This window comes from Microbacterium sp. P5_B6, from assembly GCF_056400345.1.
On the sequence record NZ_JBFULL010000002.1, the window covers coordinates 60,670 to 84,269 of the forward strand.

The 23,600-nt window shown below is 68.1% G+C and carries 26 protein-coding genes; 14 read left to right on the forward strand and 12 right to left on the reverse strand.

Annotated elements, in window-relative coordinates:
• Positions 1-17 precede the first annotated feature (17 nt).
• A complete protein-coding gene (locus tag AC1DP3_RS02020; protein WP_477290788.1) occupies positions 18-461 on the forward strand; it encodes a DUF3237 domain-containing protein in 444 nt (147 codons plus the stop codon).
• 237 nt (positions 462-698) lie between these two features.
• On the opposite strand, the gene AC1DP3_RS02025 is transcribed toward AC1DP3_RS02020, so the two are convergent.
• Positions 699-1,058, reverse strand: coding sequence for a hypothetical protein (locus tag AC1DP3_RS02025; protein WP_477290790.1), 360 nt, complete (start codon positions 1,056-1,058; stop codon positions 699-701).
• 135 nt (positions 1,059-1,193) lie between these two features.
• Between AC1DP3_RS02025 and AC1DP3_RS02030 the strand changes: the two genes are divergently transcribed.
• Complete coding sequence (locus AC1DP3_RS02030; protein WP_477290792.1) at positions 1,194-2,072, forward strand: aminoglycoside phosphotransferase family protein; 879 nt, start codon at positions 1,194-1,196, stop codon at positions 2,070-2,072.
• Between the two features lie 88 nt (positions 2,073-2,160).
• The gene (locus AC1DP3_RS02035) at positions 2,161-2,655 is read left to right on the forward strand and encodes a hypothetical protein (RefSeq protein ID WP_477290794.1); all 495 of its coding nucleotides are present in this window, start codon (positions 2,161-2,163) and stop codon (positions 2,653-2,655) included.
• Between the two features lie 378 nt (positions 2,656-3,033).
• Here the strand turns inward: AC1DP3_RS02035 and AC1DP3_RS02040 are convergent, their stop codons facing one another.
• The 3 genes from AC1DP3_RS02040 to AC1DP3_RS02050 all read right to left on the reverse strand — a co-directional run bounded on the left by AC1DP3_RS02040 (position 3,034) and on the right by AC1DP3_RS02050 (position 5,449).
• The gene (locus AC1DP3_RS02040) at positions 3,034-4,458 is read right to left on the reverse strand and encodes a DHA2 family efflux MFS transporter permease subunit (RefSeq protein ID WP_477290796.1); all 1,425 of its coding nucleotides are present in this window, start codon (positions 4,456-4,458) and stop codon (positions 3,034-3,036) included.
• 65 nt (positions 4,459-4,523) lie between these two features.
• The gene (locus AC1DP3_RS02045) at positions 4,524-4,670 is read right to left on the reverse strand and encodes a hypothetical protein (protein ID WP_477290798.1); all 147 of its coding nucleotides are present in this window, start codon (positions 4,668-4,670) and stop codon (positions 4,524-4,526) included.
• 215 nt (positions 4,671-4,885) lie between these two features.
• Positions 4,886-5,449 carry a TetR/AcrR family transcriptional regulator gene (locus tag AC1DP3_RS02050; RefSeq protein WP_477290800.1) on the reverse strand — a complete coding sequence of 188 codons (564 nt, stop codon included), beginning with the start codon at positions 5,447-5,449 and terminating at the stop codon, positions 4,886-4,888.
• A gap of 279 nt (positions 5,450-5,728) precedes the next feature.
• On the opposite strand from AC1DP3_RS02050, the gene AC1DP3_RS02055 reads away from it, so the two are divergent.
• Positions 5,729-6,184, forward strand: coding sequence for a hypothetical protein (locus tag AC1DP3_RS02055; RefSeq protein WP_477290802.1), 456 nt, complete (start codon positions 5,729-5,731; stop codon positions 6,182-6,184).
• Positions 6,185-6,466: 282 nt separating this feature from the next.
• Here AC1DP3_RS02055 and AC1DP3_RS02060 read toward each other — a convergent pair whose 3' ends face one another.
• Positions 6,467-7,045 (reverse strand): VanZ family protein, encoded by a 579-nt coding sequence (locus AC1DP3_RS02060; RefSeq protein ID WP_477290804.1) that lies wholly within the window; start codon positions 7,043-7,045, stop codon positions 6,467-6,469.
• Positions 7,046-7,470: 425 nt separating this feature from the next.
• Here AC1DP3_RS02060 and AC1DP3_RS02065 point away from each other — a divergent pair, with 425 nt between their 5' ends.
• From AC1DP3_RS02065 to AC1DP3_RS02085, 5 genes are all read left to right on the forward strand, one after another.
• Positions 7,471-7,938, forward strand: a complete 468-nt coding sequence (locus tag AC1DP3_RS02065; protein ID WP_477290806.1) for a hypothetical protein — start codon at positions 7,471-7,473, stop codon at positions 7,936-7,938.
• Positions 7,935-9,104, forward strand: coding sequence for a zinc-dependent alcohol dehydrogenase (locus AC1DP3_RS02070; protein ID WP_477290808.1), 1,170 nt, complete (start codon positions 7,935-7,937; stop codon positions 9,102-9,104). Before AC1DP3_RS02065 ends, AC1DP3_RS02070 begins: the two co-directional genes overlap by 4 nt.
• Before the next feature lie 13 nt (positions 9,105-9,117).
• The gene (locus AC1DP3_RS02075; RefSeq protein WP_477290810.1) at positions 9,118-9,846 is read left to right on the forward strand and encodes a TMEM175 family protein; all 729 of its coding nucleotides are present in this window, start codon (positions 9,118-9,120) and stop codon (positions 9,844-9,846) included.
• Positions 9,847-10,249: 403 nt separating this feature from the next.
• On the forward strand, positions 10,250-10,636 hold the full coding sequence (locus AC1DP3_RS02080) for a hypothetical protein (protein ID WP_477290812.1): 387 nt from the start codon (positions 10,250-10,252) through the stop codon (positions 10,634-10,636).
• Between the two features lie 305 nt (positions 10,637-10,941).
• Positions 10,942-11,421, forward strand: a complete 480-nt coding sequence (locus AC1DP3_RS02085; RefSeq protein WP_477290814.1) for a hypothetical protein — start codon at positions 10,942-10,944, stop codon at positions 11,419-11,421.
• Between the two features lie 19 nt (positions 11,422-11,440).
• On the opposite strand, the gene AC1DP3_RS02090 is transcribed toward AC1DP3_RS02085, so the two are convergent.
• The 3 genes from AC1DP3_RS02090 to AC1DP3_RS02100 form a co-directional block, all read right to left on the reverse strand.
• The gene (locus AC1DP3_RS02090; protein ID WP_477290816.1) at positions 11,441-11,707 is read right to left on the reverse strand and encodes a hypothetical protein; all 267 of its coding nucleotides are present in this window, start codon (positions 11,705-11,707) and stop codon (positions 11,441-11,443) included.
• 234 nt (positions 11,708-11,941) lie between these two features.
• Positions 11,942-12,319, reverse strand: a complete 378-nt coding sequence (locus tag AC1DP3_RS02095; protein ID WP_477290818.1) for a nitroreductase family deazaflavin-dependent oxidoreductase — start codon at positions 12,317-12,319, stop codon at positions 11,942-11,944.
• 266 nt (positions 12,320-12,585) lie between these two features.
• A complete protein-coding gene (locus AC1DP3_RS02100) occupies positions 12,586-14,592 on the reverse strand; it encodes an ATP-dependent helicase (protein WP_477290820.1) in 2,007 nt (668 codons plus the stop codon).
• Between the two features lie 314 nt (positions 14,593-14,906).
• On the opposite strand from AC1DP3_RS02100, the gene AC1DP3_RS02105 reads away from it, so the two are divergent.
• The 3 genes from AC1DP3_RS02105 to AC1DP3_RS02115 all read left to right on the forward strand — a co-directional run bounded on the left by AC1DP3_RS02105 (position 14,907) and on the right by AC1DP3_RS02115 (position 18,340).
• The gene (locus tag AC1DP3_RS02105; protein ID WP_477290822.1) at positions 14,907-15,923 is read left to right on the forward strand and encodes a synaptic vesicle VAT-1 family membrane protein; all 1,017 of its coding nucleotides are present in this window, start codon (positions 14,907-14,909) and stop codon (positions 15,921-15,923) included.
• A gap of 89 nt (positions 15,924-16,012) precedes the next feature.
• On the forward strand, positions 16,013-17,467 hold the full coding sequence (locus AC1DP3_RS02110; RefSeq protein WP_477291839.1) for a SulP family inorganic anion transporter: 1,455 nt from the start codon (positions 16,013-16,015) through the stop codon (positions 17,465-17,467).
• Positions 17,468-17,608: 141 nt separating this feature from the next.
• On the forward strand, positions 17,609-18,340 hold the full coding sequence (locus AC1DP3_RS02115; protein WP_477290824.1) for an alpha/beta hydrolase: 732 nt from the start codon (positions 17,609-17,611) through the stop codon (positions 18,338-18,340).
• Positions 18,341-18,397: 57 nt separating this feature from the next.
• Here the strand turns inward: AC1DP3_RS02115 and AC1DP3_RS02120 are convergent, their stop codons facing one another.
• The 4 genes from AC1DP3_RS02120 to AC1DP3_RS02135 all read right to left on the reverse strand — a co-directional run bounded on the left by AC1DP3_RS02120 (position 18,398) and on the right by AC1DP3_RS02135 (position 20,556).
• On the reverse strand, positions 18,398-19,195 hold the full coding sequence (locus AC1DP3_RS02120; RefSeq protein WP_477290826.1) for an inositol monophosphatase family protein: 798 nt from the start codon (positions 19,193-19,195) through the stop codon (positions 18,398-18,400).
• A gap of 22 nt (positions 19,196-19,217) precedes the next feature.
• Positions 19,218-19,574, reverse strand: a complete 357-nt coding sequence (locus AC1DP3_RS02125; RefSeq protein WP_477290828.1) for a GNAT family N-acetyltransferase — start codon at positions 19,572-19,574, stop codon at positions 19,218-19,220.
• A complete protein-coding gene (locus AC1DP3_RS02130; RefSeq protein WP_477290830.1) occupies positions 19,543-19,683 on the reverse strand; it encodes a hypothetical protein in 141 nt (46 codons plus the stop codon). The genes AC1DP3_RS02125 and AC1DP3_RS02130 overlap by 32 nt, the downstream gene beginning before the upstream one ends.
• Before the next feature lie 123 nt (positions 19,684-19,806).
• The gene (locus AC1DP3_RS02135) at positions 19,807-20,556 is read right to left on the reverse strand and encodes an EI24 domain-containing protein (protein WP_477290832.1); all 750 of its coding nucleotides are present in this window, start codon (positions 20,554-20,556) and stop codon (positions 19,807-19,809) included.
• Between the two features lie 163 nt (positions 20,557-20,719).
• Between AC1DP3_RS02135 and AC1DP3_RS02140 the strand changes: the two genes are divergently transcribed.
• Both AC1DP3_RS02140 and AC1DP3_RS02145 read left to right on the forward strand, forming a co-directional pair.
• On the forward strand, positions 20,720-21,415 hold the full coding sequence (locus AC1DP3_RS02140) for a hypothetical protein (protein ID WP_477290834.1): 696 nt from the start codon (positions 20,720-20,722) through the stop codon (positions 21,413-21,415).
• A gap of 100 nt (positions 21,416-21,515) precedes the next feature.
• Positions 21,516-23,576, forward strand: coding sequence for an elongation factor G (locus AC1DP3_RS02145; RefSeq protein ID WP_477290836.1), 2,061 nt, complete (start codon positions 21,516-21,518; stop codon positions 23,574-23,576).
• Positions 23,577-23,600 lie beyond the last annotated feature (24 nt).

Consider the following 23,600-nt stretch of genomic DNA (forward strand, 5'->3'; position numbering starts at 1 on the left):
GGTGGAAGACTGGCGCCATGCGGCTCGAGCACCTTTATCGGATGCGCTTTTCGTACCCAGCGGGATGGGAGGTTGGTCTCGAGGGTGGCTGGCAGCAGCACTTCTACCTCGCCGACGGCTCGTGCGAGGGGGGAGTGAGCGGTCGGCTGCGTGGGGCGAACTTCCCCATGCGGAGAACCGAGGCTGGGCCGTTCTGTCCTGATATGCGTGGCGCGATCGAAACGGACGACGGCGCAACTCTACTGTTCGAGATTCACGGCTTCGGTCGGGCCTACCCTGCGGGGGCGCGACAGATTGTCGGTTCGGTGCTGCACGTGAGCGACCATCCGAGCCACCGACGACTGAACCATGCGGTGTGTGTATGCGTCGGCGAGGTGCGATTCCCGGATGCCGCACGCGAGGCAGGCCCCCAAGTCGTGCTGGATGTGGCCGAGTTGATTTGGGAGCCGATCGCACCATAGTCAGGCGCAGGCTGCCCTCGGATACGGTCGCCGGATCCGACCTCCATTGCGCGAGACAGGTAGAACATACTTAGCGCTCGCCGGACGCGAACCGATCGGTGAATGGGCAGGGTCGGATCGCCCGATTTGCGGTCGAGCCCTATTTCCCGCTCTCCAGCGCGCACCGATATCTCCTGCCGCAGATCGGTGACGGGGCCGGCGGCCGGTCAAGGGGTTCGTCCAAAGTGTGGAGGAACTCTAGGCCCGCGGGAAGGCGGCGGCTAGGCGTGCATGGATGGCGTCGATGTCGCGGGTCTCCGCGGTCTCGACTGCCATCTGCTTGATGAGTAGGCGAGGCCAGACGACTCGGATCCGGCTGACGGCAAATGAGCCGCCGATGAGTGGCCAGTCTGCCTCGAGAAAACAGAGCACTCCGATGACGGGAGTCCCGGTGCCGTCTAGGGCTGCGGTGACCAGATTGGCTTGTGCTCGGACGCCGTCGACGAGTTTGGTGCCGTCTCGTCCGCCAATGCGGAGGGACTCGACGCGCGGACGGAGGATTCCGCCCTCGACGTGCAACGCGGGCCGTTTACCCTTGTACCGTTTCGCGTCGATCACCCACAGGCTGACACTATTTACGCGCTGTTCACACCCTGAACGCCGGCGGCGGAGGACGTCTCGACACTGATCCCTCAGTGGGCATGCCTATTCGCGCGCAGGGGTGGAACAGGACAGGTGAGACAGACTGGGCGAGTGGTGATCGACGAGGCGCTCGTTCGGCGGTTGGTGGCGACGCAGTTTCCCCAGTGGAGTGGGATGACCGTGCGTCAAGTGGTGCCGGGGGGATGGGACAACCGCAGCTTCCGGCTGGGTGATGAATTGCTCGTGCGCCTCCCGAGCGCTGATGGCTATGCACCCGCCGTCGCGAAGGAGCAGCGCTGGCTGCCTGTGATCGGGCGTCGTGTGCCGTTCACGGTGCCCCAGCCGGTTGCGCTCGGGGCACCGACGCCGGACTTCGAGCGGCCCTGGTCGGTGTACCGATGGATCGAAGGCGTGCCGGCGGGAAGAGCGATGATCGCAGACCTCGATGAATTCGCCGGCGACGTGGCCCGATTTCTTGTTGCTCTTGCCGTCGTCGGGACAGAAGACGCTCCAGCAGCGGGCCCGCACAGCTTCTGGCGCGGCGCACACCCGCGGGTCTACGACCAGGAAGTGCGGCGCTCGCTCCAGCAGCTCGACGGCGAGATCGACACAAACAAGGCGCGCGAGCTGTGGGACGCTGCACTCGAGACGGATATCACCGCACCTGCCGTCTGGTTTCATGGCGACGTCGCTCCCGGCAACCTGCTGGTCCAGAGCGGGCGGCTGACGGCCGTGATCGACTTCGGCACCTCCGGCGTCGGTGATCCAGCATGCGACCTGGCGATCGCATGGACGATGTTCGACGACTCTGCCCGCGAGGTGTTCCGCCGCGGACTGCCATGGGAGGAGGACGTGTGGGTGCGCGGGCGGGCGTGGGCACTGTGGAAGGCGATGCTCCTCCTGACCGCCGCAGCTGGTTCACACAACCCACAAGACGAGGCAAAGGCTTCTCGTGCGGTGATCGACAAGATCCTTCACGAGGTGGTGTGACGCCGAGCACCACACGGGATCCCTCAGCGGGCAGGGCGGTGGACGGTTGTCGGGCCCCTTGGCCTGTCGTCCCGGTACGCTCGCGATCGTGACACCTTACGAGGCTGCATCGCTGTGGGCGCAGTGGGTCGGTTCGATCTCGGCCGCGTTGGCGGTTCTTGTGGCGGCGCTGTTCGGATACCTCACCTACGCCAACAACAGGCGTTCGCGGGACAACCAGGAGCGCGCCTCTCTCGCCGCTGCCAGCCAGGATGAGGCTGGCCACCGCGCCGGCATTCTTCCGACGAGCCCCGCCAACGCCGTCAACTTCACCATCCGACACGGCGCTGGGGAGAGCTGGCTGCTGATCAACGAGGGTCTCGAAACTGTACGAGACGTTCGAATCGAAGGCCTCACGACGCTCGACAGGCAACGACTGACCGCTACTTCGTCAGAGGCGACGGTTCTGGAGCCGGGGCAGGCGCTCGAATTCGTGCTGGTATCGAGGTTCACCCTGTCGGGGCCCGCAAACGTCGTCGTCCAATGCGTACTCGACCCGGAAGGTGAAGAGGTACGCCAGGTTTTGCAAGTACCCGCACCGTGAAATCGCCGTCATGTTCCGCGCCATTTCTGGCGGAGACGATGATCCCTCCCGATCCCTCAGCGGGCCGCGGCCGTGCCGGGTGGGCCGTTCGAAATCGGGCTAGCGTCGCCCTATCCCAACGACGCCAACGATTCGGATCCCTGAGCGGGCGTTCGCTCCAGCTGGTGGAGGCGTGATCCCAGCCACTAGCTAGCGTCGCGCCGAGTCGTGAGAAGGGTCGGGCGTTCGGCGTCCCCTGCAGAGGGAGTCGAATGCACTCGTGGCGCGACTCGTGCCCGTCATTCCGTGGTCGTGTCGACCCACGAATCCGCCCCATGGCGTCCATGGGGCGGATTCGTCGGCCGTTGGTCAGTGTGCTGCAGAACGGCGAGTGCAGACCTACTCTTTCCGGGCGAAGCCGGCGGCGATCGCGGCGATCACTGAGACGGCCGCCGCTCCGAGGAACAGGAGGGAGAAGCCGCCGGTGAGGGCTTCCGGCGCGGGCGTTCCGGCGTCGAGGAGCGCGTCGGTGCGGAGGGTGGCGAAGGTGGCCAGCACGGCGAGGCCGAGGGCGCCGCCGATCTGCTGGCTGGTGTTGACCAGGCCGCCGGCGAGGCCGGATTCTCCGCCTTCGACGCCGTCGACCGAGAGCTGCGTGGTGGTGACGAATGCGCCGCCCATGCCGATTCCGATGAGCAGGGTGGGGCCGAGGAGCGGCGTGATGAACTGTGCGTCGGCGGGGGCGAAGGAGAGCCACACCAGGCCGCTCGCGAGGATGAGGAGCGACGCGATCAGGGTGGTCTTGACCCCGATGCGGCCGACGATCGCCGGGGCGAGGCCGGCGACGATCACCAGTGCCGCGGCGAGCGGCAGCTGGGTGAGGCCGGCCGTGAGCGCGTCATAGCCGAGGACGGCCTGCATGTAGACGGACAGGGCGAAGAACAACGCGACCATCGCGGCGCCGACGAGGAGCATGACGATGTTTCCGACCGAGAGGTTGCGGTTGCGGAAGACTTCGACCGGCACGAGCGGCTCGGCGGTGCGGCGCTCGATGACCACGAAGGCGACGCCGAGGAGGACCGCTGCGAGGGCGAGGCCGATCGTCAGGGGGTGCACGAAGCCGACCTGCTCGATGGCACTGAGCGCGCCGACGGCGGAGACGAGAGATGCGGTGATGGTCACCGCTCCGGGCAGGTCCAGCTTGCCGCGCACGGAGGGGACGTCGCGGGTAATGAGCCGGGGAATGAGGATCAGTACGATCGCACCGATCGGGACGTTGACGAAGAAGACCGACTGCCATCCGAAGGCGGCGGTGAGGACTCCGCCGAGAAGGACGCCCGCGGCCGCGCCGATACCGGCAACGCCGCCCCACACGCCGAGAGCCTTGGTGCGGTCCTTGGTGTCGGGGAACAAATGCGTGAGGAGCGCGAGGGCTGCGGGAGCGAGCAGCGCGGCGGACGCGCCTTGCAGGGCCCGGGCGGTCAGGAGCATCTCGCTGGAGAACGAGAGTCCGGCGAGTGCGGAGGAGGCGACGAAGCCGGCGGTGCCGATGAGGAAGACGCGGCGGTGGCCGTAGCGGTCGGCGAGGCGTCCGCCGAGCAGGAGGAGCCCGCCGAACGCGAGCACGTATGCGGTGATGACCCAGGCCAGAGCTGTCGTGTCCATGTGCAGCTGCTGGCCGAGCACGGGGAGTGCGATGTTGACGATCGATGCGTCCAGGACGACGAGGAACTGCGCGAGCGCGAGGATGCTCAGGGCGAGCCAGCGTCGACTGCTGCGAGCGGTGGGGGCGGACGTGGGAGTCGGGGCAGTGAAGGTGGTCATGGTGGTGCTCCTTTCGTGAGGGTGGGGGACCGGCCGACGGTCTCGGCCGCTCCCTGTGGTGCGGGTCAGTTCCAGAGGCTGATCATGGCGACGAGGGCGAAGGTGAGGACTCCGAAGGTGACCCACCAGGCGATCCCCTCACCTCTCCTTGCCTTGTCGTTGACGGTTGCGGGAGGTGTCGGGGTCGTGGGGGGCAGGATGCTGCTGGTCATTGGTCGTCCGTTTCTGTGGGGATGAGTCGAGGGATGCCGCTGCGGCGATCGTCAGCTCCAGGCGCTGAACAGCGCGAGGACGATGAGTGCGAGGGGGGCGAGTGCGACCCAGCGCATGGTGATTTCGTTCTTCATGTCTCCTCCTTTCAATCGCAGCGAGTGAGCAGTCACTCACTCTTATGGGCATGCGAAAGTGCGAGCCGATGGGTTGCGGGCTACTCCGGGTGGCTGATGCCAGCCGAGAGGATCCGCGCCCATTCAGCAGGGATCTCGTCGATGCGCGCGGTCACGAGCAGGTGGCAGAGCTGGCCGTAGGCCATGAAGAGCTGCACGTCTTCATCGGTTCCCGCCGAGCGCTGCTTGGCGAAGTCCGTGATCCTCGCCAGCCCGGCGCGGAGCGCGTCGCCGACCTCCGGGATGTCGGCGACGGACTGCGCGTGCACCTGGAGCATCAGCAGGGCGCGGTCTCGGATGAGGTGGGCGTAGGCGTCTCCCATCGCGTCGAGCACCGCGCGCGGCGAGTGGTCGGCTGCCGCGTCGGCTCCTGCCTCGAGGGCGGCGAGGATCTGGTCGAAGCAGGCGTCGAGTGCGGCGACGAAGAGCGCCTCCTTGCGCGGGTAGAGCTTGAAGACGTAAGCCGGAGAGATCTTCGCCGCCCTGGCCACGTCCGCGACGGTCGCGCCGTGGAACCCTCCGCGCGCGAACTCGGTGAGGGCTGCGGCGGCAACGGACGGCCGGCGAACATCGGCCGTGGAGAGGACGGAGCTTCGAGTGGTCATGAGAGTGACTGTACACTCACTGGGAGTGAGTAGTCAATCACTCATTCGATTGCAGTGATGTCGGGTCCGAATTGAAAGGCCCACGGCAGTGCCCCTGCCCATGGCGGATCTCCGACACGCCAATCCCACAGAGAGCACAAGCCGCGAGAGATACGACAGCTGTCCACATGATCGATGTGCGGAGGCCGGTCTTCGCTGGCCGGCTTCCCGGGGTTTCCACAGCTGAGCGGCGCACGCGCGCCGAAGCCCCGGCAGAGGGTGATCGAGGATCATCGTGCTATGGCCACACGAACCTTCGACCTAAAGGCGTCCGTCGGAGTCGCGCCGGAGGACGCCATCGACTTCCTGGTCCGGCTCGATCGGCATCCGGGAGTGCATCCCTACTTCACGCACGCCGAGATCGTCGCCAAGGGATCGAGTGACACGGGTCCCTGGACGGATTGGAAGGTCACCGAGACGTCGCGGCTTGGCCCCTTCTCGTACCCTCTCCAGTTCACGACGCGAACGATACGGACATCCGAGGCCGAGATGACGAGTGTCGTCCGCCCGGCCCCCGGATGCCGACTGCACATCAGCGCCCGCTCGATCGAGATTGCCGGCGGCTCGCACGTCACCGAGACCGTCACCGCCTCGGCCCCGCGACCTCTCCTGGGCTATATGACGCGTCAGGCGCGCCTTGCCCGTGGTCGCCTCTTCGAGAGGCTGCCTGATGCGCTCGGCACACCGCATCCCTGACGGCACGCCCCGCGGACCGCGCATGACCTGCGACCCCTTGCCAATGCGACACTTCTACGCCCCGCTTACGCTCGCGGCGTCCGGGCGCTGCCTGCACAATGCCGGGGACACAAACCGATCCTCTTGCGGGCAGCGCCCGAATCAGGGACGGCCGCGTGCGGGCGATTCGAATCCCTGAGCGGGCATGCTCGTAGATCTCGATCCGGGATCGCCCGTTGAGTCAGGGCGACTGATTGAGTCGTCGACGGGCATGGGTCGAGCCGATTTGCCCGGGTGGGGCGACTATCCCTGTGACGTTCGGTGCTGCACGATGACGTCGCGCTGCGGGCCGTAGTGCAACGGTGACGCGATGAACGCCACGACGGCCAGGAGTGCGAGCGCGGTGACGATCACACAGACCCGCTCGACGATGACCGGGGCGCGAGCGCCGAGGCGGCGGCGCAGGGCGGCGAAGACCGAGTACCCGATGAGGCCGCCCGCGGTGTTGACGATGAGGTCGGTGGTATCGAAGCTCCCGGTCGAGATCAGGTGTTGGGTGGTCTCGAGCACGATGCTCGTGCCGAGGAAGATCCCGGCCGCCTTCCACCATGCCCATGTCGGCGCCAGGGCACCCATAAAGAGCCCGTACGGGACGAAGATCACGAGGTTGATGATGACCTCGGCTGGTGCGCTGGCGCCCGCGTCGCCGCTTGCGACGAACGGCACGAACTTGAGTGGCCGAGCCAGCGCGGCGGCCTCGCCGATCCACGGCACCTCAAGCTTCCACAGCACAACCCAGGCCAGCAGCACGAGATAGCCGACGAAGGCCAGAGTCAGCACGCCGCGGCGGCGCACCCCCGATGGGTTGCCGGAAGAGGACACAGTTCATCCTCTCGCGCGAACGCTGGGGATCGGCCGAAGCAGCTGCACCTTCGCGGCGGTTGGTGCCGGTGGAGGGTCTCGTCGCTGACCATCCCTGAGCGCGCGTCCCAATTGCCGGAACGAGAGATCCTGCGGCAGGGATCCGGCTACCGATCCTGCGCCAGGAAGCGGAGCCTGGAGCGCGACCCTCGGCCGGCGTTCGATCCCAAAGGGAGTTGGTGTACATCTGCGTTGGGAAGACTCGCGCAGGCTAGCGCGCGTCAACTGTCCAGGCCAGTCACGCGGCTTCCCCGGGAGGCATTGTCCTCCGGTCCTTCCATTTCGTGAACCCCCCTCCATCAATCGAAGGGGTATGACGACGATGTCCGGATTCAATCCGAGGGCGTCTTTGGGAGGCCGTCGCCCTCTTATCGGCAGGAGGAAAGATGGGCGTGAAGACAGCGGTTGCCGTTGGGGCAGCCGGCGTGGCCGTGGGACTGGTGACCAGATCGCTGGTCCGCAGCAAGCAGGACACCGATGGTGACGGCCGTCATCCGGAGGGATGGAAGGCGGTGACTGTCCTCGGGGATGCTGCCGCCTTCACCCAGGACGGCTACCCCGAGCCGTTGCAGCGGATCGCGAACGTGCTGGAGATCCGCCTGGATCCTGCGCCGGCCGACAAAGGATTCGAGGTGCACGCGCGCGTGCGCGACGGAGCCGACACCTCGAGCGTTCTGGGCGACGACGACCCGGAACAGGCCCTGCGTGCGGCCCTGCGCGACGCGAAGCAGCTGTTCGAGACGGGAGAGATCCTTCGCGCGACGCCCCGCCCTCACGGCCATCGGCCGGCCACTCTGCTCGGCGCCGCCGTCGACAAGGCAGAGGACGAGGCGAAGGGCGCAGGTGTGCTGTGAAGGCTGTGTGCTGGACCGGAGTGAACAAGCTCGAGGTCGAGAACGTCGATGACCCCCAGATCCTGAACGCCCAGGACATCATCGTCCGGGTGATCCTGACCACATCGTGCGGGTCGGATCTGCACCTGCTGGGCGGCTACGTACCCACGATGCGCGCCGGGGATGTGCTCGGGCACGAGTTCATCGGCGAGGTCGTGGAGACCGGGTCCGCGGTGACGAAGCATCAGGTCGGCGACCGGGTGGTCGTGTGCTCGTTCATCAGCTGCGGGAAGTGCTGGTACTGCCGCAACGAGCTGTACTCGCTGTGCGACAACGGCAACCCCAATGCCGGCATCCCGGAGGCTCTGTGGGGTCAGGCGCCCGGCGGCTGCTACGGCTACTCTCATGCCCTCGGCGGATGGGCGGGCAGTCATGCCGAGTACATCCGGGTGCCGTACGCCGACCAGGGCGCGTTCCCGGTCCCGGATGGTGTCAGCAACGAGCGGGCGCTGTTCGCTTCGGATGCCGCGCCGACCGGCTGGATGGGTGCGGACCTCGGCGGGGTGAAGCCGGGCGACACGGTGGCCGTGTGGGGGGCCGGCGGCGTCGGGCAGATGGCTGCGCGCGGCGCGCTCCTGCTCGGGGCCGAACGGGTGATCGTCATCGACCGCTTCCAGGAGCGCCTCGCCCAGGTCGAGAACGTGATCGGCGCGGAGACGATGAACTACGAGACCAGCGAGGTGCTCCCCGAGCTGCGCGAACTCACCGGCGGCCGTGGACCGGATGTGTGCATCGAGGCCGTCGGGATGGAGGCGCACCACGACGGCATCGACTTCGCCTACGACCAGCTCAAGCAGCAGCTGCGGCTGCAGACCGACCGGCCGACAGCCGTGCGGGAGGCGATCTTCGCGGCACGCAAGGGCGGGAATGTCTTCGTGCTCGGCGTCTTCGGCGGGTTCGTGGACAAGTTCCCGCTCGGCCCGATCATGAACAAGGGCCTCACGCTTCGCTCCGCGCAGCAGCACGGCCACCGCTACATCCCGATGCTGCTCGAGCGCATGGCACGCAACGAACTCGTCACCGAGCACCTCGCGACGCACGTGATGCCGCTGGATGACGCTCCCAAGGGCTACGAGATGTTCAAGGAGAAGCAGGACGGCTGCGTCCGCGCCGTCTTTGCGCCCTAGGGAGGCAGTGGAAGTGGTCGGAAGGGAACGAGCTGACAGCCACGGAAAGCAAGAGACGAAGCGTACCCGATCGGATCCGGGGCGAGCTATCGCCTTCAGCGACGCGATCATCGCGATCGTGATCACCCTCCTCGTCCTGGATCTGAGGCCGCCGAAGTCCGAGGAGGGGGAGCTGCTGGCGGGCCTGCTGGGCGAGTGGCCGACGTACCTGGCGTACGCCGCCTCGTACACCTATCTGGCGGTGATCTGGATGAACCACAAGGCCGCTTTCACCCGGATAAAGGAGATGGACATCGGTCTGCAGTGGGCGAACCTCGGTCTCCTCGCGACGCTCGCGCTGGTGCCGTGGCCCACTGCTGTGATCGCCGAGACGGCCAGGACAGGGAACCTGCAGGACGAGCGCGTCGCGGTCGGCCTCTACGCGCTGATCGGGGCCCTGCTCTGCCTGTCGTGGCTGGTGTTCTTCTCGTACTTGGCCGGGCATCCCGACCTCACCAGGGACGAGGTGGAGGATTCGTACTTCGCGCGGGAGCGCCCGCGCGCACTGATCGGGGTCGTGCTCTACCTGGTGGCGGGATTGGCCGGTGTCCTCATCCACCCCCTCGTGGGTTCGGTGATCTTCTTAGTCCTGCCCATCTTCTATGCGTTCACAAGCCACGGGATCGACCAGCGGCCCGCCCTGCTCCGGGGTGGCGACGACCACGACGGCGCTCGGAACGACCGCTCATCGGACCGCGGCTGAGCGGTCACCCCTGTCATCACCGCGGGTCGGTCGGACCGCGGGGGAATCACTATCCGGGTAAGGTGCAGAAACCCGGCCGACGCGCGCGGTCGCGATCCCTATCCCCGCGATGCACGTAAGCGCTCGTGCTCGTGCGCTCACGTATTCGCGAGGACACCGCAGCGGGCGGTGCCCAGATGCGGACCACCGCGGGCGCTCGAGCAGGATCGGCTCTCCGGGGAGCTCCGCGGCGAGCTCCTGGGCCGGGCTACCTCGCTTCGAGTCCGTGCGATCGCCGGGGCACTGCGTGCATCCGCGCCCGCGGCCCGCGCGGAGGGGCCATCGCCGACTGGGGGGAGGAAATAGAACTCGGCCTCTCGAACATCCCCATGAGGCATGTCTCGCTGGCCCTAGAGTGAGCGCCATGACGACAAGCGAGCCCATCCCGAGCGACCGAACCGATACCGGTCCCACCACCGTCGCTGGAAGCGCGCCGCGCCGGATGAGCACGCTCTCCGCCGTGTCCCTCGCCCTCGCCCTCGCCGCCGCCGTGATGACCTTTTACACCACGGCGGCCGCGGGAATCATGGACCTCACGGCGGATCTCCTGCTCGCCCCCGTCTTCTTCACCGTCGGCCTCTTGGCCACAGTCCTCGGCCTTGCCGTCGTCGCGACCGTGCTCGGCGTGCTCGGCGGCCTAGACGCCAGGCGAGCCAAGCTCGCCGGTGCTCCCGTCGGCTGGGCGGGCGCCATCATCGGCATCCTCGTTGCCGGGTTCCTCCTCGCCAACCTCATCCGCGTCGTCGTCTAACAGCCACCCGTCAACCCGGCCCGCTCAGCCCTGTCGCCACCTCGCCAACAGTTCTGCCGAACGGTGAATGAGCCTGCGTAGACTTCGGGCACGCCCGGAAGCCCGTCCCCCAGCGGAGCAGGATGCGTCACGTTCTCAGTCGCCACGGTACTTTCCCAGTCCCTCGCTCGGAATCCGCCACAGGCACCGCGAGAGTCCTCTCTGCACGAGGGCTGGCGTCGGCGAACGCCTGGTCAGCGATCAGTGCGCCCATCGACTGGCCGCTTCAGTCGGCGTACGCTCAGCCTCATCAGGCAGGAGGAGCCGTGAAGATGCGACGGGCTCAGCACCCGATCAGCGAAGACGAGCAGATCGGGCGATATGCGTATGTCTTGGGAAACGTTCCCACCAAAGTCGCCGACGACGCCTACGCGGCAGCCTTCGCTCGGCTTTCAGAGACGCAGCGCCGAGAGATCCTAGGCCAGCTGCGCTCGCAGTTCCCGGTGGGACCGCAGGCACCGGCGTCCGACGATCCCGAAGCGTTCGCTCTGCTCATGCGGGATCTGCGTTCGCGCGACGCTCTGGTGCGCGTCAGCGGGGTCGGTACCTTCGCCGCCGAGTTCGTATCGAGCCCCCCGATCGTCGCCTACTTCACGGCGGGCGTTGGGTCGGTGACGATCGACCAGCAGCCGCTGTGGGTGCAGGAGTTGGCGGGCCACGAAGCCGCCCTCCACGACGCAGGACGGATGAACCACGGCCACCAAGGATTGATGACCGGGTGGTCGGGGCCGGCCCGCCGCAAATGATCGGCAGGCGGAGCGGCACTTAGGTTGAGATACCTTCGCGAGGCGGCAGATTTCCAGGCACTGCCGCGGCGCGCAGTAACACCAAGCGTGAGTAGCCGCCTCCCCGAAGCCGTCCAACGACGAAGTCGGTGAAGCCCTCTTGCGTGGCGATCAGGGTCGCGTCGATCTGCATCCGCCCATAGGAAAGCTGTTCGTCGACAAGAACCTCTTGCCGGAAGACAACTCCTGAGCCCGGATTCTCCAGTCGGACCCCCGCGCCGTACACGCGGCGGATGGACTCGTCCATCTCACCGTGGTCACGAGTCTCGAACAGAACATAGCGAGGTAGACCGCTCACGCCGGGGAGTCAACTCCGGCAGCTCCGCGGGGGCACGTCCCTTGCTTGGATGCATCAGAGCGACTAATCTCACCGGCGCGATCTCGCTTGCCTTGTCGACCGCGATCCACCTGCAGGTCATGACCTCGAAGGGCCTTTCTGACAGTTGAGGCCTCCTCGCGTGGCCAGTGACTCGGGATGCCGTCAGGCGGGCGAGGTAGCCGCAGTCAGCACGATGAGCGGGCTGTGCGCGATCATGTCGTCGACATCGTCTCTGCGCCATCGACGTGCGGCGGCCTCGATGAGCGGCCGCGCTTCGCGGGGATCGGTGACTACCCGCGCCGTGGCAGGAACGTCGGCCTCGATGCCCTTCTTCAAGTGCACAATGACGTTGGGGTCTGCGGTGATGTTGTGTATCCAGTCCCTTGTGCGGTCTCTTCGAGGCATCCCGGTGATGAACAGCACGCCGTCCTCGTCGTGCAGGAAGATCTCAATGCGGCGCGGTAGCCCGCTACGGCGACCGGTCGTCGTCAGGTCGATGAGCTGACTTCGGTGCAGGGCCTCGCTGACGTCGTTGTTCACACCTGGTGAAGCAATCTCACTGCCGCAGAAATTCCAAGCGATCGATGAGATCTTCCGTGCGCAACGCGGATGGCAGCGCCCGCGGCGGCAAAGGCCAAGTCTGTCGCCAGCGGGTCGCTCTACGCGCTAGCGGCGAGGGGTGCTCCAATGCGAAGCAGATTTCCGCTCTTGTCCACTAGTGCGAACTCCCGCATACCGTATGGGGTGTCAGTGGATGCTGATGAGCCAACCCTGACGTGCAGCATCTACCCTGCCCAACCCGCTGATCAGGCGAACAGTTCGTCGAAAGCGTCCGTGCGCACGCGAGGCGGCCCGACGGCCCGCTTGACCGCGGCTTCGGGGGTCATGGCGGCGGTGCTGACCGACTCCATCAGAGCGCGTGCGGACTCGGTCAAGAACCTGCTGGGCTTCGCCGCGACGTGCTTGGCCAGGAACGCGGTGGGGTGCGTGGGCAGCTGCGACGGCACGTACACGTCGAGGGCGTCCCGGGCGCGGGTGAGCGCGACGTAGAAGAGCCGCTCCTCCTCGGCAAGGCCCGCGTGCGAGGTGAGAGCCATGTCGGAAGGCATCGCGCCGTCATTCGTCCGCATGAGGTGCACGGCGTCCCATTCCAGACCCTTCGCAGAGTGGATCGTAGACAGTGTCAGCCAGTCCTCGTCGAGATGCGGCTGCTTCGCCCAGTCGCCGGCGACGTTCACCGGGTCGATCGCCTGCTCGCTCACGAAGGCGCGCAGATCGCTCTGTTGAGCGGCGGCCTGCGCGATGCCGTCGACTTCGGTCACCCGGCGGTGCCAATCCGGGTAGTGCGCGCGCAGCAATGGATCCACCGCGCCTCGGCATGCTTCGACGAGCTCGGGGACCGCAGTCGTGGAGTCGATGGCGCCGAGCAGCGACAGGGTCGACGCGAGCCCGGTGCGCGCCTTCGCCGGCGCCGCGGCGACCGCGTCGGCCATGCGATCGACGCCCCCGTCAGCGAGGATTCCGGCGAGTCCGCGCGCACTCGCTTTGCCGATAGCGCGGTGCCGGGTGAGCAGTCGGTACCAGGACACCTCGTCTGCGGGATTGAGAACCACTCGGAAGCTCGCGAGCAGGTCGCGCACATGCGACGTCTCGAGGTAGCCGATCCCGCCGAACTTGTGGAACGGGATCCGCCGCACCTTGAGCTCGACTTCGAGTTGGGCACTGTGGGATCCGGTGCGCATCAGCACGGCCTGCGAACGCAGGGGCGTGCCGTCGACGTGCGCGGCGAGGATGCGGTCGGCGATCGTACGAGCCTCGTCGTCGGCGTTGCGGCAGGTCACCAGCGTGGGCCGGGCGCCCGGCTGCGTCCGGTCGGCCACGAGCCGCAGCCTCAGTTCGCCGGGGCGCACCTGATTCGCAAGGTCGAGGATCGGCTGCGTGGAACGGAAGTTGCGTTCGAGACGGACGAGGGTGGCGTCGGGGTACGCCTCGACGAGATCGAGCAGGTGGCCCGCGCTCGCGCCCCGGAAAGCGTAGATCGCCTGTGCGTCGTCGCCGACGACCGTGAGCCCGCGACCGTCGCGACTGAGCCCGCGCACGATGTCTACCTGAAGCTGATTGACGTCCTGGTACTCGTCGACGAGCACCCAGTCCCAGCGCGCCCGCAGCCGTGCTCCGACATCGGGATCAGCGACCAGCGCGCGCCAGGCGATGAGCAGATCATCCAGGTCGAGCAGCCCACGCTCGCGCTTGCGGTCGCGGTAATGCCGCAGCAGGCCGGCGATCGCGTCGGCCTGCTCGAGCGCCCAGGGAAACTGCGCTTCGATGACCGCGCGGGCCGGGGTTGCGGTATTGATCGCCCGGGAGGCGATGTCGGCGATGGCGCGTGTCGTGGGCAGTCGTACCTCGGTCCCGTCGAGCCCGTGCTCTGCGCGCAGCAGGTCGATCAGGTCGATGACATCGTCGGGATCGATGACCGTGACGTCCTCCAGCCCCAAATGCTGTGCGTGCTCGGCGACGATGCGGTGCGCGACGGCATGGAATGTGCCGCCGGCGATGCGCTGTGCAGCCTGAGCGTCGCCGCACATGACGGCAGCGCGGGAGAGCATCGCGGACGCCGCGCGCCGCGTGAATGTCAGCAGCAGCATCCGTTCAGGCAAGACCCCCGCCTCGAGCAGCCGCGCGACACGGGCGGTGAGCACCCGCGTCTTCCCGGTGCCGGCGCCCGCGGCGACCACAAGCGGCCCCTCGCCGTGCTCAACGGCCGCAAGCTGTGCCGGATCCAGCCCGGCGAGTGCATCGGATATTGCCACGGAGGTGACGGTAACAAGCCCCCCGGACATTCAGCGATCACCGCCGTGATCGCGATGCTGGCGAGTGCCGGAGAAGTTGCTTCCGATGCACAGGAGCCGCGCTCGCGCACACCCCGCACGAGTGGGACGATCGCGATGCGCGATCACGCCCGGGGAGCAGTACTTCGCCCGTGTCGGCACATGGGTGGCGCAGCGGAGGCACGCCTCCCGGGCGTGTTCTGTAGCGGCGATTGCCGTCGGCGTAGGCTCGCCCCGATGTCGTCGGCGCGCGAGTGCCGGCGCCATGGAAGATCGGTCGACGGAGGGAGCGTCCCATGCTGCACGCAGTCATCGTCGGTCACGGGGGTCCCGAGAAGCTGCAGCTTCGAGAGGGCGCTGACCCCGAGCCGGCCCCCGGAGAGGCGCGCATCCGGGTGAAAGCGAGCGGCATAAACTTCGCCGACATCCTCGCACGGCGGGGTTTGTATCCCGACGCCCCGCGACCGCCGGTCGTCGTCGGCTACGAGGTGTCGGGCACGGTAGACGCCGTCGGCAGGGGCGTCGACCCTGGCCTGGTCGGCACCGAGGTCATCGCTCTGACGCGATTCGGCGGCTACGCGGACGTCGTCACCGTTCCCGCGGGGCAGGTCTTCGCGAAGCCGACAGGCCTCTCGCACGAGGCCGGCGTCTCTCTTCCTGTGGCGTACCTCACCGCATGGCAGCTGCTCGTGGTGATGGGCTCACTCAAGGCCGACGAGACGGTGCTCATCCACAACGCCGGCGGCGGCGTCGGGCTCGCCGCCATCGACATCGCGCGGCACGTCGGCGCGACGATCTACGGAACCGCCAGCAAGGGGAAGCACCCCTTCCTTCTCGAGCGCGGCGTCCACGAGGTCATCGACTATCGCGAGACTGACTGGACGAAAGAGGTCGACCGCCTTACCGGGGGGAAGGGCGTCTCGCTCATCACCGATCCGCTCGGCGGCACGCACTGGAAGAAGAGCTACCGGGCGCTGCGCTCCACCGGCCGGCTCGGGATGTTCGGGGTGTCGACCGCGACGTCGTCCAAGCTGGCTGGGCCGCTCCGCCTCGGCGGGGCCGCCGCCGGAATGCCGTTCTTCCACCCGGTGCCGCTGATGAATGCGAACAAGGGCGTCTTCGGCGTGAACCTCGGTCATCTCTGGGGCGAGGCTGAGATGACAGCGGGATGGATGCGGACCATCCTCAATGGCGTGGAGGAAGGATGGGTGCGTCCGCACGTCGACCGCACCTTTCCCCTCGCGGAGGTCGCGGCGGCCCACGGCTACATCGAGCAGCGCAGGAATATCGGCAAGGTCGTCCTGACGAGTTGACCTGCCGCTCCGCCATCACGGGACCAGCATCGGCGGCTGCGCTGCCGATCCCGTGCGGCGGCCCTTCCGGTGCTGGGTAGCCTGGACTCATCGACACTCTGACCGCTCTCCGCAGCCCCGCTCTGCTCAGCCGCGAGGTGCTCGCCGGGATCGTCACCACTCTCGCGCTCATCCCCGAGGTGATCTCGTTCTCGGTGATCGCGGGCGTCGACCCGAAGGTGAGCCTCATCGCATCGGTCGTGCTGGCCCTCAGCATGTCGGTACTGGGCGGACGGCCCGCCATGGTCACTGCGGCGGCAGGCTCCGTCGCGCTGGTCGTCGCGCCGCTGGTGAAGGACCATGGGGTGCAGTACCTCCTGCCCGCCGTGATCCTCGCCGGCATCGTGCAGATCGCCTTCGGAGCGCTCGGGCTCGCCCGACTCGCGAGGTTCATCCCGCGGAGCGTCATGCTCGGCTTCGTCAACTCCCTCGGCATCCTGATCTTCGTCGCGCAGGTGCCGCACCTGATCGACGTTCCCTGGGTCGTCTACCCCCTTTTCGCGCTCACGGTCGTGATCGTGCTGGTGCTTCCGCGCTTCACCAAGGCGGTGCCCTCACCCCTCGTGGCAATCGTCGTGGTGACCGCCCTCGTCATGATCGCCGGGCTCAGCGTGCCGAATGTCGGCGACGAAGGCGAGATCGGCGGTGCCCTCCCGGGCATCACGCCGCTGCTCGTCCCGCTGAACCTCGCCACCCTGCAGCTGATCTGGCCCACCGCGCTCAGCATCGCGTTCGTCGGGCTGATGGAGACGCTCCTCACCGCCAAGCTCGTCGACGACATCACCGACACCCGGTCGCACAAGAACCGCGAGTCGTGGGCGCTGGGCGTCGCGAACATCCTCGCCGGGTTCTACGGCGGCATCGCCGGCTGCGCCATGATCGGCCAGACGATCGTCAATGTGAAGATGGCTCGCGCACGCACGCGCATCTCGACGTTCGCCGCGGGAATCGCGCTTCTCCTGCTCGTCACCCTGATGAGCGATCTCATGGCGCAGATCCCGATGGCGGCGCTCGCGGCGGTGATGATGATCGTCGCCCTCACGACCATCGACTGGCACAGCATCCGCCCGTCGACTCTGCGGCGGATGCCGGTTCCGGAGACGCTGGTGATGCTCGTCACGATCGTCGTCGTGGTCGTCACCGGCAACCTCGCGATCGGCGTGCTCGTCGGCGTCGTGCTGGCCATGGTGCTCTTCGCTCGTCGGGTCGCGCACGTCATCACCGTCGACCGCGTCGTGGACGGCTCCGTCGCGCGGTACACGGTCCATGGACCGCTGTTCTTCGGCAGCAGCAACGACCTGGTCGAGACGTTCTCATACGGCATCGACCCGCCGAAAGTCGTGATCGACTTCAGCGACTCGCAGATCTGGGACGCCTCGAGCGTCGCCGCCCTCGATGCGGTGGTGACCAAGTATCAGCGCCACGACATCGAGGCGGTCATCGAAGGCCTCGATCCCCGCAGCACGCGGTTCCATCGCAGACTCTCCGGCCACCTCGGCGCCTGATACCCTGGCCGCGTCCGTGTGGAAGTGATCGAGGAGGTGGTACCTGTGAATGAATCGACGTGGGTGCTCCCTTCTGGAGTCACGGTCGGACGATAGGCCGTCCGGGAGCGCCGCTCAAAGCGCTTCCCGAAAGGCACGACCATGCACTTCATCTCTGAACCCCGACTGGATGACGGAGTCGTCGAACGCGACTTCGCGCTCGGTGAGATTCCGGGCATCCTCTGGACTCCCGAGTCCATCCCCGCCCCCGTCCCGCTGATCCTGCTGGGTCATCCCGGTGGTCTCGCACAGATGCACCCGCGGCTGTCCGCGCGGGCCCGGCATGCCGCCGCGGACGGCTTCGCATCCGCAAGCATCGAACTCCCCGGTGGCGGCGACCGACCACGCCTGGCCGGCATCGAAGAGGCCCGCGCCGACCTGCGGAGAGCGCTCCAGGCAGGCGAGCCGGTGAGCGCCGACATCATCGACCGCCTCGTCCTGCCGCTGGTCGACGCGGCCGTTCCGGAATGGCGGGCCACGCTGGACGCCCTCCTGTCGCTGCCCGAGATCGGCGGGCCGGTCGCGTACTCGGGAGGGATCATCTCCATAGGTGTGCGGCTCGCGGTGGTGGAGCCGCGGATCGTGGCGGCGGGACTGTTCGCCGGCAGCTTCGTCCCCCGCGCCATCCTGGAAGAGGCGCGCCGCGTGACCATCCCGCTGCATGTCCTGCTGCAGTGGGACGACAAGGGAAATGACCGCCAGATGGCTCTGGACCTGTTCGATGCGTTCGCGTCCGAGGAGAAGAGCTTGAGCGCCAATATGGGCGGTCACACCGGCGTCCCTCGACATGCCGGCGAAGGACCGAACGGCTTCTTCAGGAGACACCTCAGCTGACCGCCCGCGTCGCCCGCGGAAACCCCGTTCTCTCGGACCCACCGCATCACAGGAGCCTTACCTCATCGCGTCGAGGAGGAAGGCGTGCGTTTCCGCGTCGGCGGCGGCGAGCATGCCGTGGTCTCCGGTGTGCAGCTCGCCGCCGGCGAGGTTCGTGACCACAGCGCCGGCGACCTGGCAGAGCAGAATGCCCGCAGTCCAGTGCACGCTTCCACGAAGGTCCCCGCCGGTCACATATGCCGCCTGCTGACCGGATGCCACCCACGCAAGCGCCAGAGTGCTCGACAGGCATCGCGGGCTGAAGCGGGATCGCACCGCTTCGTCCCACAGCAGCCCAGCACCGACCCCGTTCGGATACTCGCTTTCCAGATTCACCGACACCAGCCCTGACCGCGACGTCGGCGTGAGCACGCTCTCGACACCGTCCGCCCGTCCGTATGCGGTGACTCCATCTGTCCAGAACGCATGGCCGGCGATGGGATCCACGACGGCGGCGACTCGCGTCCTGCCGTCCACTTCCAGGGCGACGTTCACTGCGAACACCGGCAGTCCCGCGGCGAAGTTCATGGTGCCGCAGATGGGATCCACCAGCCAGCGCCGCGCCGATTCACTGGTCGCGCCCAGTTCCTCGCCCACGATCGCATCGTCGTGACGGAGCTCCGAAAGGACAGCCCGGATCGCCCTCTCGGTCTCGACATCCGCTTCTGTCGTGAAATCGACGCCCGTCTGCGCGACGCGCAGCGGTTTCGTCCCGTATCGCGATCGAGCGACTGCCGAACCACTGAGTGCCGCCCGCATCGCGACATCGGCATCCGTCACCGCCTCAGCCATCACAAGCCCAGTGAACCACTCCACGTGCTGCGCCCCATCCCGATGGTCAGGCCGGCGGTGCAGGCCTCTGGGGAACGCGGTACTTGAAACCGACATGCGAGGCAGCGAAGCCGAGTCGCTCGTAGAACCGGTGGGCGTCGGAACGCGCCGCATCCGAAGTGAGCTGGACGAGGTCTGCGCCGATGGCGGGCGCCGCGATGCGGGTAACCCAGCTCATCATCGCGCCCCCGATCCCCGACGAGCGGTGGACGCCCGCCACCCGGACGGCTTCAACGAGGAGCCGCATACTCCCGCGGCGGGCCATCCCCGGGATCGCCGTGAGCTGCAGCGTCCCGACCACCCGTCGGTGGCGATCGACGGCGACCAGCAGCTCATTCGCCGGATCGCCGAGGATCTGAGCCATCGCCCAGGAGGCGGATGATGTCGTCGAGATCCGTCATGCCGGCGCGCCGGACCGTGATGAACCCGTCGCGAACCTGCAGGTCCACCGGCAGCGAGAGCAACTGGAGCATCCCGTCATTATGCCCAACAGCCTCGGAGGCCAGTCGCGGTCAGTCGCGCGCGGAGAGGGGCGTCTTGTCCGTCGATCAGTGGCAAAGTGCCTGCCACGAGCGGGATGCTGCAGCATCCCGGTCTCAGCGATTGCGGTCGCCCCTCTCGGCGCCCGCGAGAAGCGATCGGGCGAGAACCGTCGAGCCCGCCACAGCCGATGGCATCACCGCGACGGCGCCGAGCGGGACGAGGAAGAACAGCTGGGTCGCGACCCCGAAGCCGAGAGTGCGGGCGCGATGCGCCCTCAGCACCGTGCGGCGCTCGCTGCGGGACATGCCCCGTGCGGCGAACGCCCGCGACGACAGCTCGTCGGCGAGCAGCCAGCCCGTGCACAGGACCCCCGTGAGGAACGCCGCGATGCCTCCCACAGCGGGGATCAGGCCGACGAGGCCCGCGAGGATCGCGACGAGGATGCCCTTGCCGACGAGTGCCAGCCCATCCACGACGGAGCCCCAGAAAGGGGACTCTCCATCCGGAACGGCGCCGCCCAGATCGGTCTCGACCCGACGCCATACGCGCTCGTAGAACGGGTCGCCCACGACCAGCGTCAGCGCGGTGAACGACACGACGGCGATGATCAGCGCGCCGCCGAAGAGCGCGGTGCCGACGCCGAGACGGAGGAAGTCGCGCCAGGCGGGAATCCACCCTTCGGCGAACGGGGTGACGGCGGCCGTCAGCCCAGGCAGCGAGAGGCCCAGCGCGATCAGCCCCGCGGTGAGGACCAGCCCCACGAGCGCGGCCGGAACCAGGCCCAGCAGCATCGTGGCCGGCCGGGTGCGCCACCAGCCGAACCCGCCCAGCAGGATTCCAGCACCGCGGAAGAACTCTCGCATCCCGTCGAGACTACGAGGGGTATCCGGATAGGGCATACCTCTTGACACACACAGCGCCTCCCGCGGCGGGATCGGGCAGTGCCGGACGCGTTCCTCCGCAGGCGATGCCCTACGCTGGCGGCACATCTGCATTGCCGCCCTCGCCTGGCAGGAGAACCTCGTCATGACCGACCCCACCGACCCCGGCACGTCGCGCACGCCCGAGCCGACCACCCCGCCGATCACACGGTCGGCGCCACCGAGCGGGGCTGCCGCCCCTGTGCCGCCCAGGTCAGGAGTCGGGCTCGGCGCGCTGATCGGGGTCGGCATCGGCGTCGTGCTCCTCTCGTTCGTCGCCGCGTTCCTCGGCGCGTCGCTGGCGGGCGCGAACGATGCGCCGCCGGAGGCGACCACGGTCGCGGAAACGCCGGCGCCCGTTCCCACACCCCGGTCCTCGGACGAGGTCGCCGACATCATTGCCGAGATCCTGCCCGCGGGATCGGCGGTCCGTGCGGGAACGGGCGTTCCCGCGGAAGGAAAGGGATACGAGGGAGACCTCTACATCGACGTCGAGACGGCTGACGTCTACGTCTTCCGTGATGGGGCCTGGGTGATCGCGGGCAACATCCGCGAGTCCGCCGCCGAGAACTTGACCGGCGAGCAAGGGTCGCAGGGCGAACAGGGTCAGGAGGGAGCGCAAGGTCAGCAGGGCGAGACAGGAGGACCGGGAGAACCAGGAGCCGCTGGGACGCAGGTGCTCCTGGGGACCGGTGAGCCGGACCCTGTCACCTGTGAGCCTGACGGGGACATCTACGTCGATATCGACGCCCGCGAGTTCTACCAGTGCACCGCGGGAGAGTGGGCGCCGGTGAACTCCTGACATCGGCCGCCCTCTCCGGCTTTCCCGCGGAGCACTGGCGCCGTCGCGCGGTCGGGAGCACGATGGTCGCAATCGATCCGCGACGACGCGGGAGGACTCATTGGCCGCCACATCGGATGCCCCCACCCATCGCACCGTCGCCCTGCTGGGTGCGATGGGATGCGGCAAGACGACGCTCGCCGAGGCGCTGCTGCACCGGGCCGGTGCGATACCCCGAATGGGCAGTGTCGAGCAGGGAACGACCGTCTGCGACCACGAGCCCGAGGAGATCGCCCGCGGTGCAACGCTCGGGCTCGCCCTCGCCTGGCTGAGCTGGACCGTCGGCGACGCCGAGTACGCCGTCACCCTCATCGACACGCCCGGCCACCCGGACTTCGTGGGAGCCGTGGACGCCGCCCTCGCCGTGGCGGATGTCGCCCTCATCGTCGTCAGCGCGGTCGACGGCGTGACCGGGGGAACGCGCACGGCGTGGGCGAACGCGGGCGCCGCGGGCGTCCCCCGCATCATCGTGGTGACCCAGGAGGACCGTGCCCGCGCGGACTTCCGGCGCACGGTGCAGCAGCTGCGGGAGGCCTTCGGGGCGACGCTCTGGCCCATCGAGCTGCCGATCGGCGAGGAGCACCAGTTCCACGGGGTCGCCGACATCCTGAGCGAACGGGCGCTGGTCTACGACGACGCGGGCCGCAGCCATGACGAGGAGCTGCCGTCGGAGCTGGCGGACGAGGAGCACCGCCTGCATCAGGAGGTCACCGAGGAGATCGTCTCGCACGACGATGCCCAGCTGGAGGCCTACCTCGATGGGACGGAACCGTCCGCGAGCGAGCTGGAGCACACTCTGGGGCATGCTGTCGCCGCCGGCGATGCCGTGCCCATCGTCGTGTGCTCGGCGGTCACCGGGACCGGCGTCGCCCACGTCGCGGATCTGGTCTGCGAGCTCAGCCCGGCCGCCGGTGCGCACGACGGCCGGATCGTCCTCGGCGCCGGCGACGACGGGCGAGGGGGATCCGCGCACAGCGTCTCGCCGGACCCCGCCGGTGAGACTCTCGTCCACGTCTTCCGCACCGTCGCGGATCCGTTCGTCGGCCAGGTCGCCATGTTCAAGGTGCTCTCGGGCATCGTCCGGCCGGGGGACCGGCTGCGGAACACCACCACCGGCGTCGAGGAGCGGATCCCGGCGCTGTTCCGCCTCCGCGGAGGCGAGCACCTGCACGCCGACGCCTTCCGCGCGGGCGAGGTGGGCGCTGTCGCGAAGCTCACCGGCACTCCCGCCGGCTCGCTGCTCTGGTCGCGAGGCCAGGGCAGAGCACGACCTGTTCCGCTTCCCGTCCGCGCGCCCGTCTATGCCACCGCCCTCGAGCCTGTGTCGCAATCCGACGATGCGAAGCTGACCACGGCCCTCGCCCGGCTCGCGGCGGAGGATCCGACCCTCGTCGTCGACCGCACCGGAAGCGCCACCATTCTGCGCGGCCAGGGCGACACGCACGTGGCGGTCGCGGTCGAGCGTCTGGCGCGCGTCCTGGGAGTGCACGTCACCACGGGCAGCGCACCGGTGGCCTACCGCGAGACGATCGCGCGCCCCGCCGAAGCAGAGGGCCGGCTCAAGAAGCAGTCGGGCGGGCACGGCCAGTTCGCGATCGTGCGGCTGCGCGTCTCGCCGCTACCGCCCGGGGGAGGGTTCGCGTTCGTGGACTCCGTGGTCGGCGGGTCAGTGCCACGGGCGTACATCCCCGCCGTCGAGCGCGGCGCCCGCGAGTCCCTCGCCTCCGGAGGACCGCTGGGGCATCCGGTCGTCGACGTGCAGGTCGAGCTGCTCGACGGGAAGGCCCACTCGGTCGACTCGTCCGAGATGGCGTTCCGCACGGCGGCTTCGCTCGGCGTCAAGGCAGCGCTCGCCGAAGCCGGCACGCTGCTCCTCGAGCCGGTCTCCACGGTCACCGTCACCGTGCCCGTGGACCTTCAGGGGCCGGTCCTCTCAGACCTCTCGGGGCGGCGCGGCCACGTGCACGCCAGCGAATCCGCCGCGGACGGCCTGACCCGTGTGATCGCGAGCGTCCCCGATGCGGAGCTCGAGCGGTACGTACTCGACCTCCGCGCACTGACCGGAGGCCAGGCACAGCTGACGATCGAGCCCGACCACTACGAACGGGCGCCGAGCCCCTAGCCCCGACCGCGTGAGTACGATGAG

Bases quoted from the DNA above. Each gene is read 5' to 3' on its own strand.
- AC1DP3_RS02105 (WP_477290822.1), top strand. From the start codon at position 14,907: ATGCTGCACGCAGTCATCGTCGGTCACGGGGGTCCCGAGAAGCTGCAG.
- AC1DP3_RS02080 (WP_477290812.1), top strand. From the start codon at position 10,250: ATGACGACAAGCGAGCCCATCCCGAGCGACCGAACCGATACCGGTCCC.
- AC1DP3_RS02040 (WP_477290796.1), bottom strand. From the start codon at position 4,458: ATGACCACCTTCACTGCCCCGACTCCCACGTCCGCCCCCACCGCTCGC.
- AC1DP3_RS02115 (WP_477290824.1), top strand. From the start codon at position 17,609: ATGCACTTCATCTCTGAACCCCGACTGGATGACGGAGTCGTCGAACGC.
- AC1DP3_RS02045 (WP_477290798.1), bottom strand. From the start codon at position 4,670: ATGACCAGCAGCATCCTGCCCCCCACGACCCCGACACCTCCCGCAACC.
- AC1DP3_RS02055 (WP_477290802.1), top strand. From the start codon at position 5,729: ATGGCCACACGAACCTTCGACCTAAAGGCGTCCGTCGGAGTCGCGCCG.
- AC1DP3_RS02125 (WP_477290828.1), bottom strand. From the start codon at position 19,574: ATGGCTCAGATCCTCGGCGATCCGGCGAATGAGCTGCTGGTCGCCGTC.
- AC1DP3_RS02135 (WP_477290832.1), bottom strand. From the start codon at position 20,556: ATGCGAGAGTTCTTCCGCGGTGCTGGAATCCTGCTGGGCGGGTTCGGC.
- AC1DP3_RS02020 (WP_477290788.1), top strand. From the start codon at position 18: ATGCGGCTCGAGCACCTTTATCGGATGCGCTTTTCGTACCCAGCGGGA.
- AC1DP3_RS02050 (WP_477290800.1), bottom strand. From the start codon at position 5,449: ATGACCACTCGAAGCTCCGTCCTCTCCACGGCCGATGTTCGCCGGCCG.
- AC1DP3_RS02140 (WP_477290834.1), top strand. From the start codon at position 20,720: ATGACCGACCCCACCGACCCCGGCACGTCGCGCACGCCCGAGCCGACC.
- AC1DP3_RS02090 (WP_477290816.1), bottom strand. From the start codon at position 11,707: ATGGACGAGTCCATCCGCCGCGTGTACGGCGCGGGGGTCCGACTGGAG.
- AC1DP3_RS02130 (WP_477290830.1), bottom strand. From the start codon at position 19,683: ATGCTCCAGTTGCTCTCGCTGCCGGTGGACCTGCAGGTTCGCGACGGG.
- AC1DP3_RS02065 (WP_477290806.1), top strand. From the start codon at position 7,471: ATGGGCGTGAAGACAGCGGTTGCCGTTGGGGCAGCCGGCGTGGCCGTG.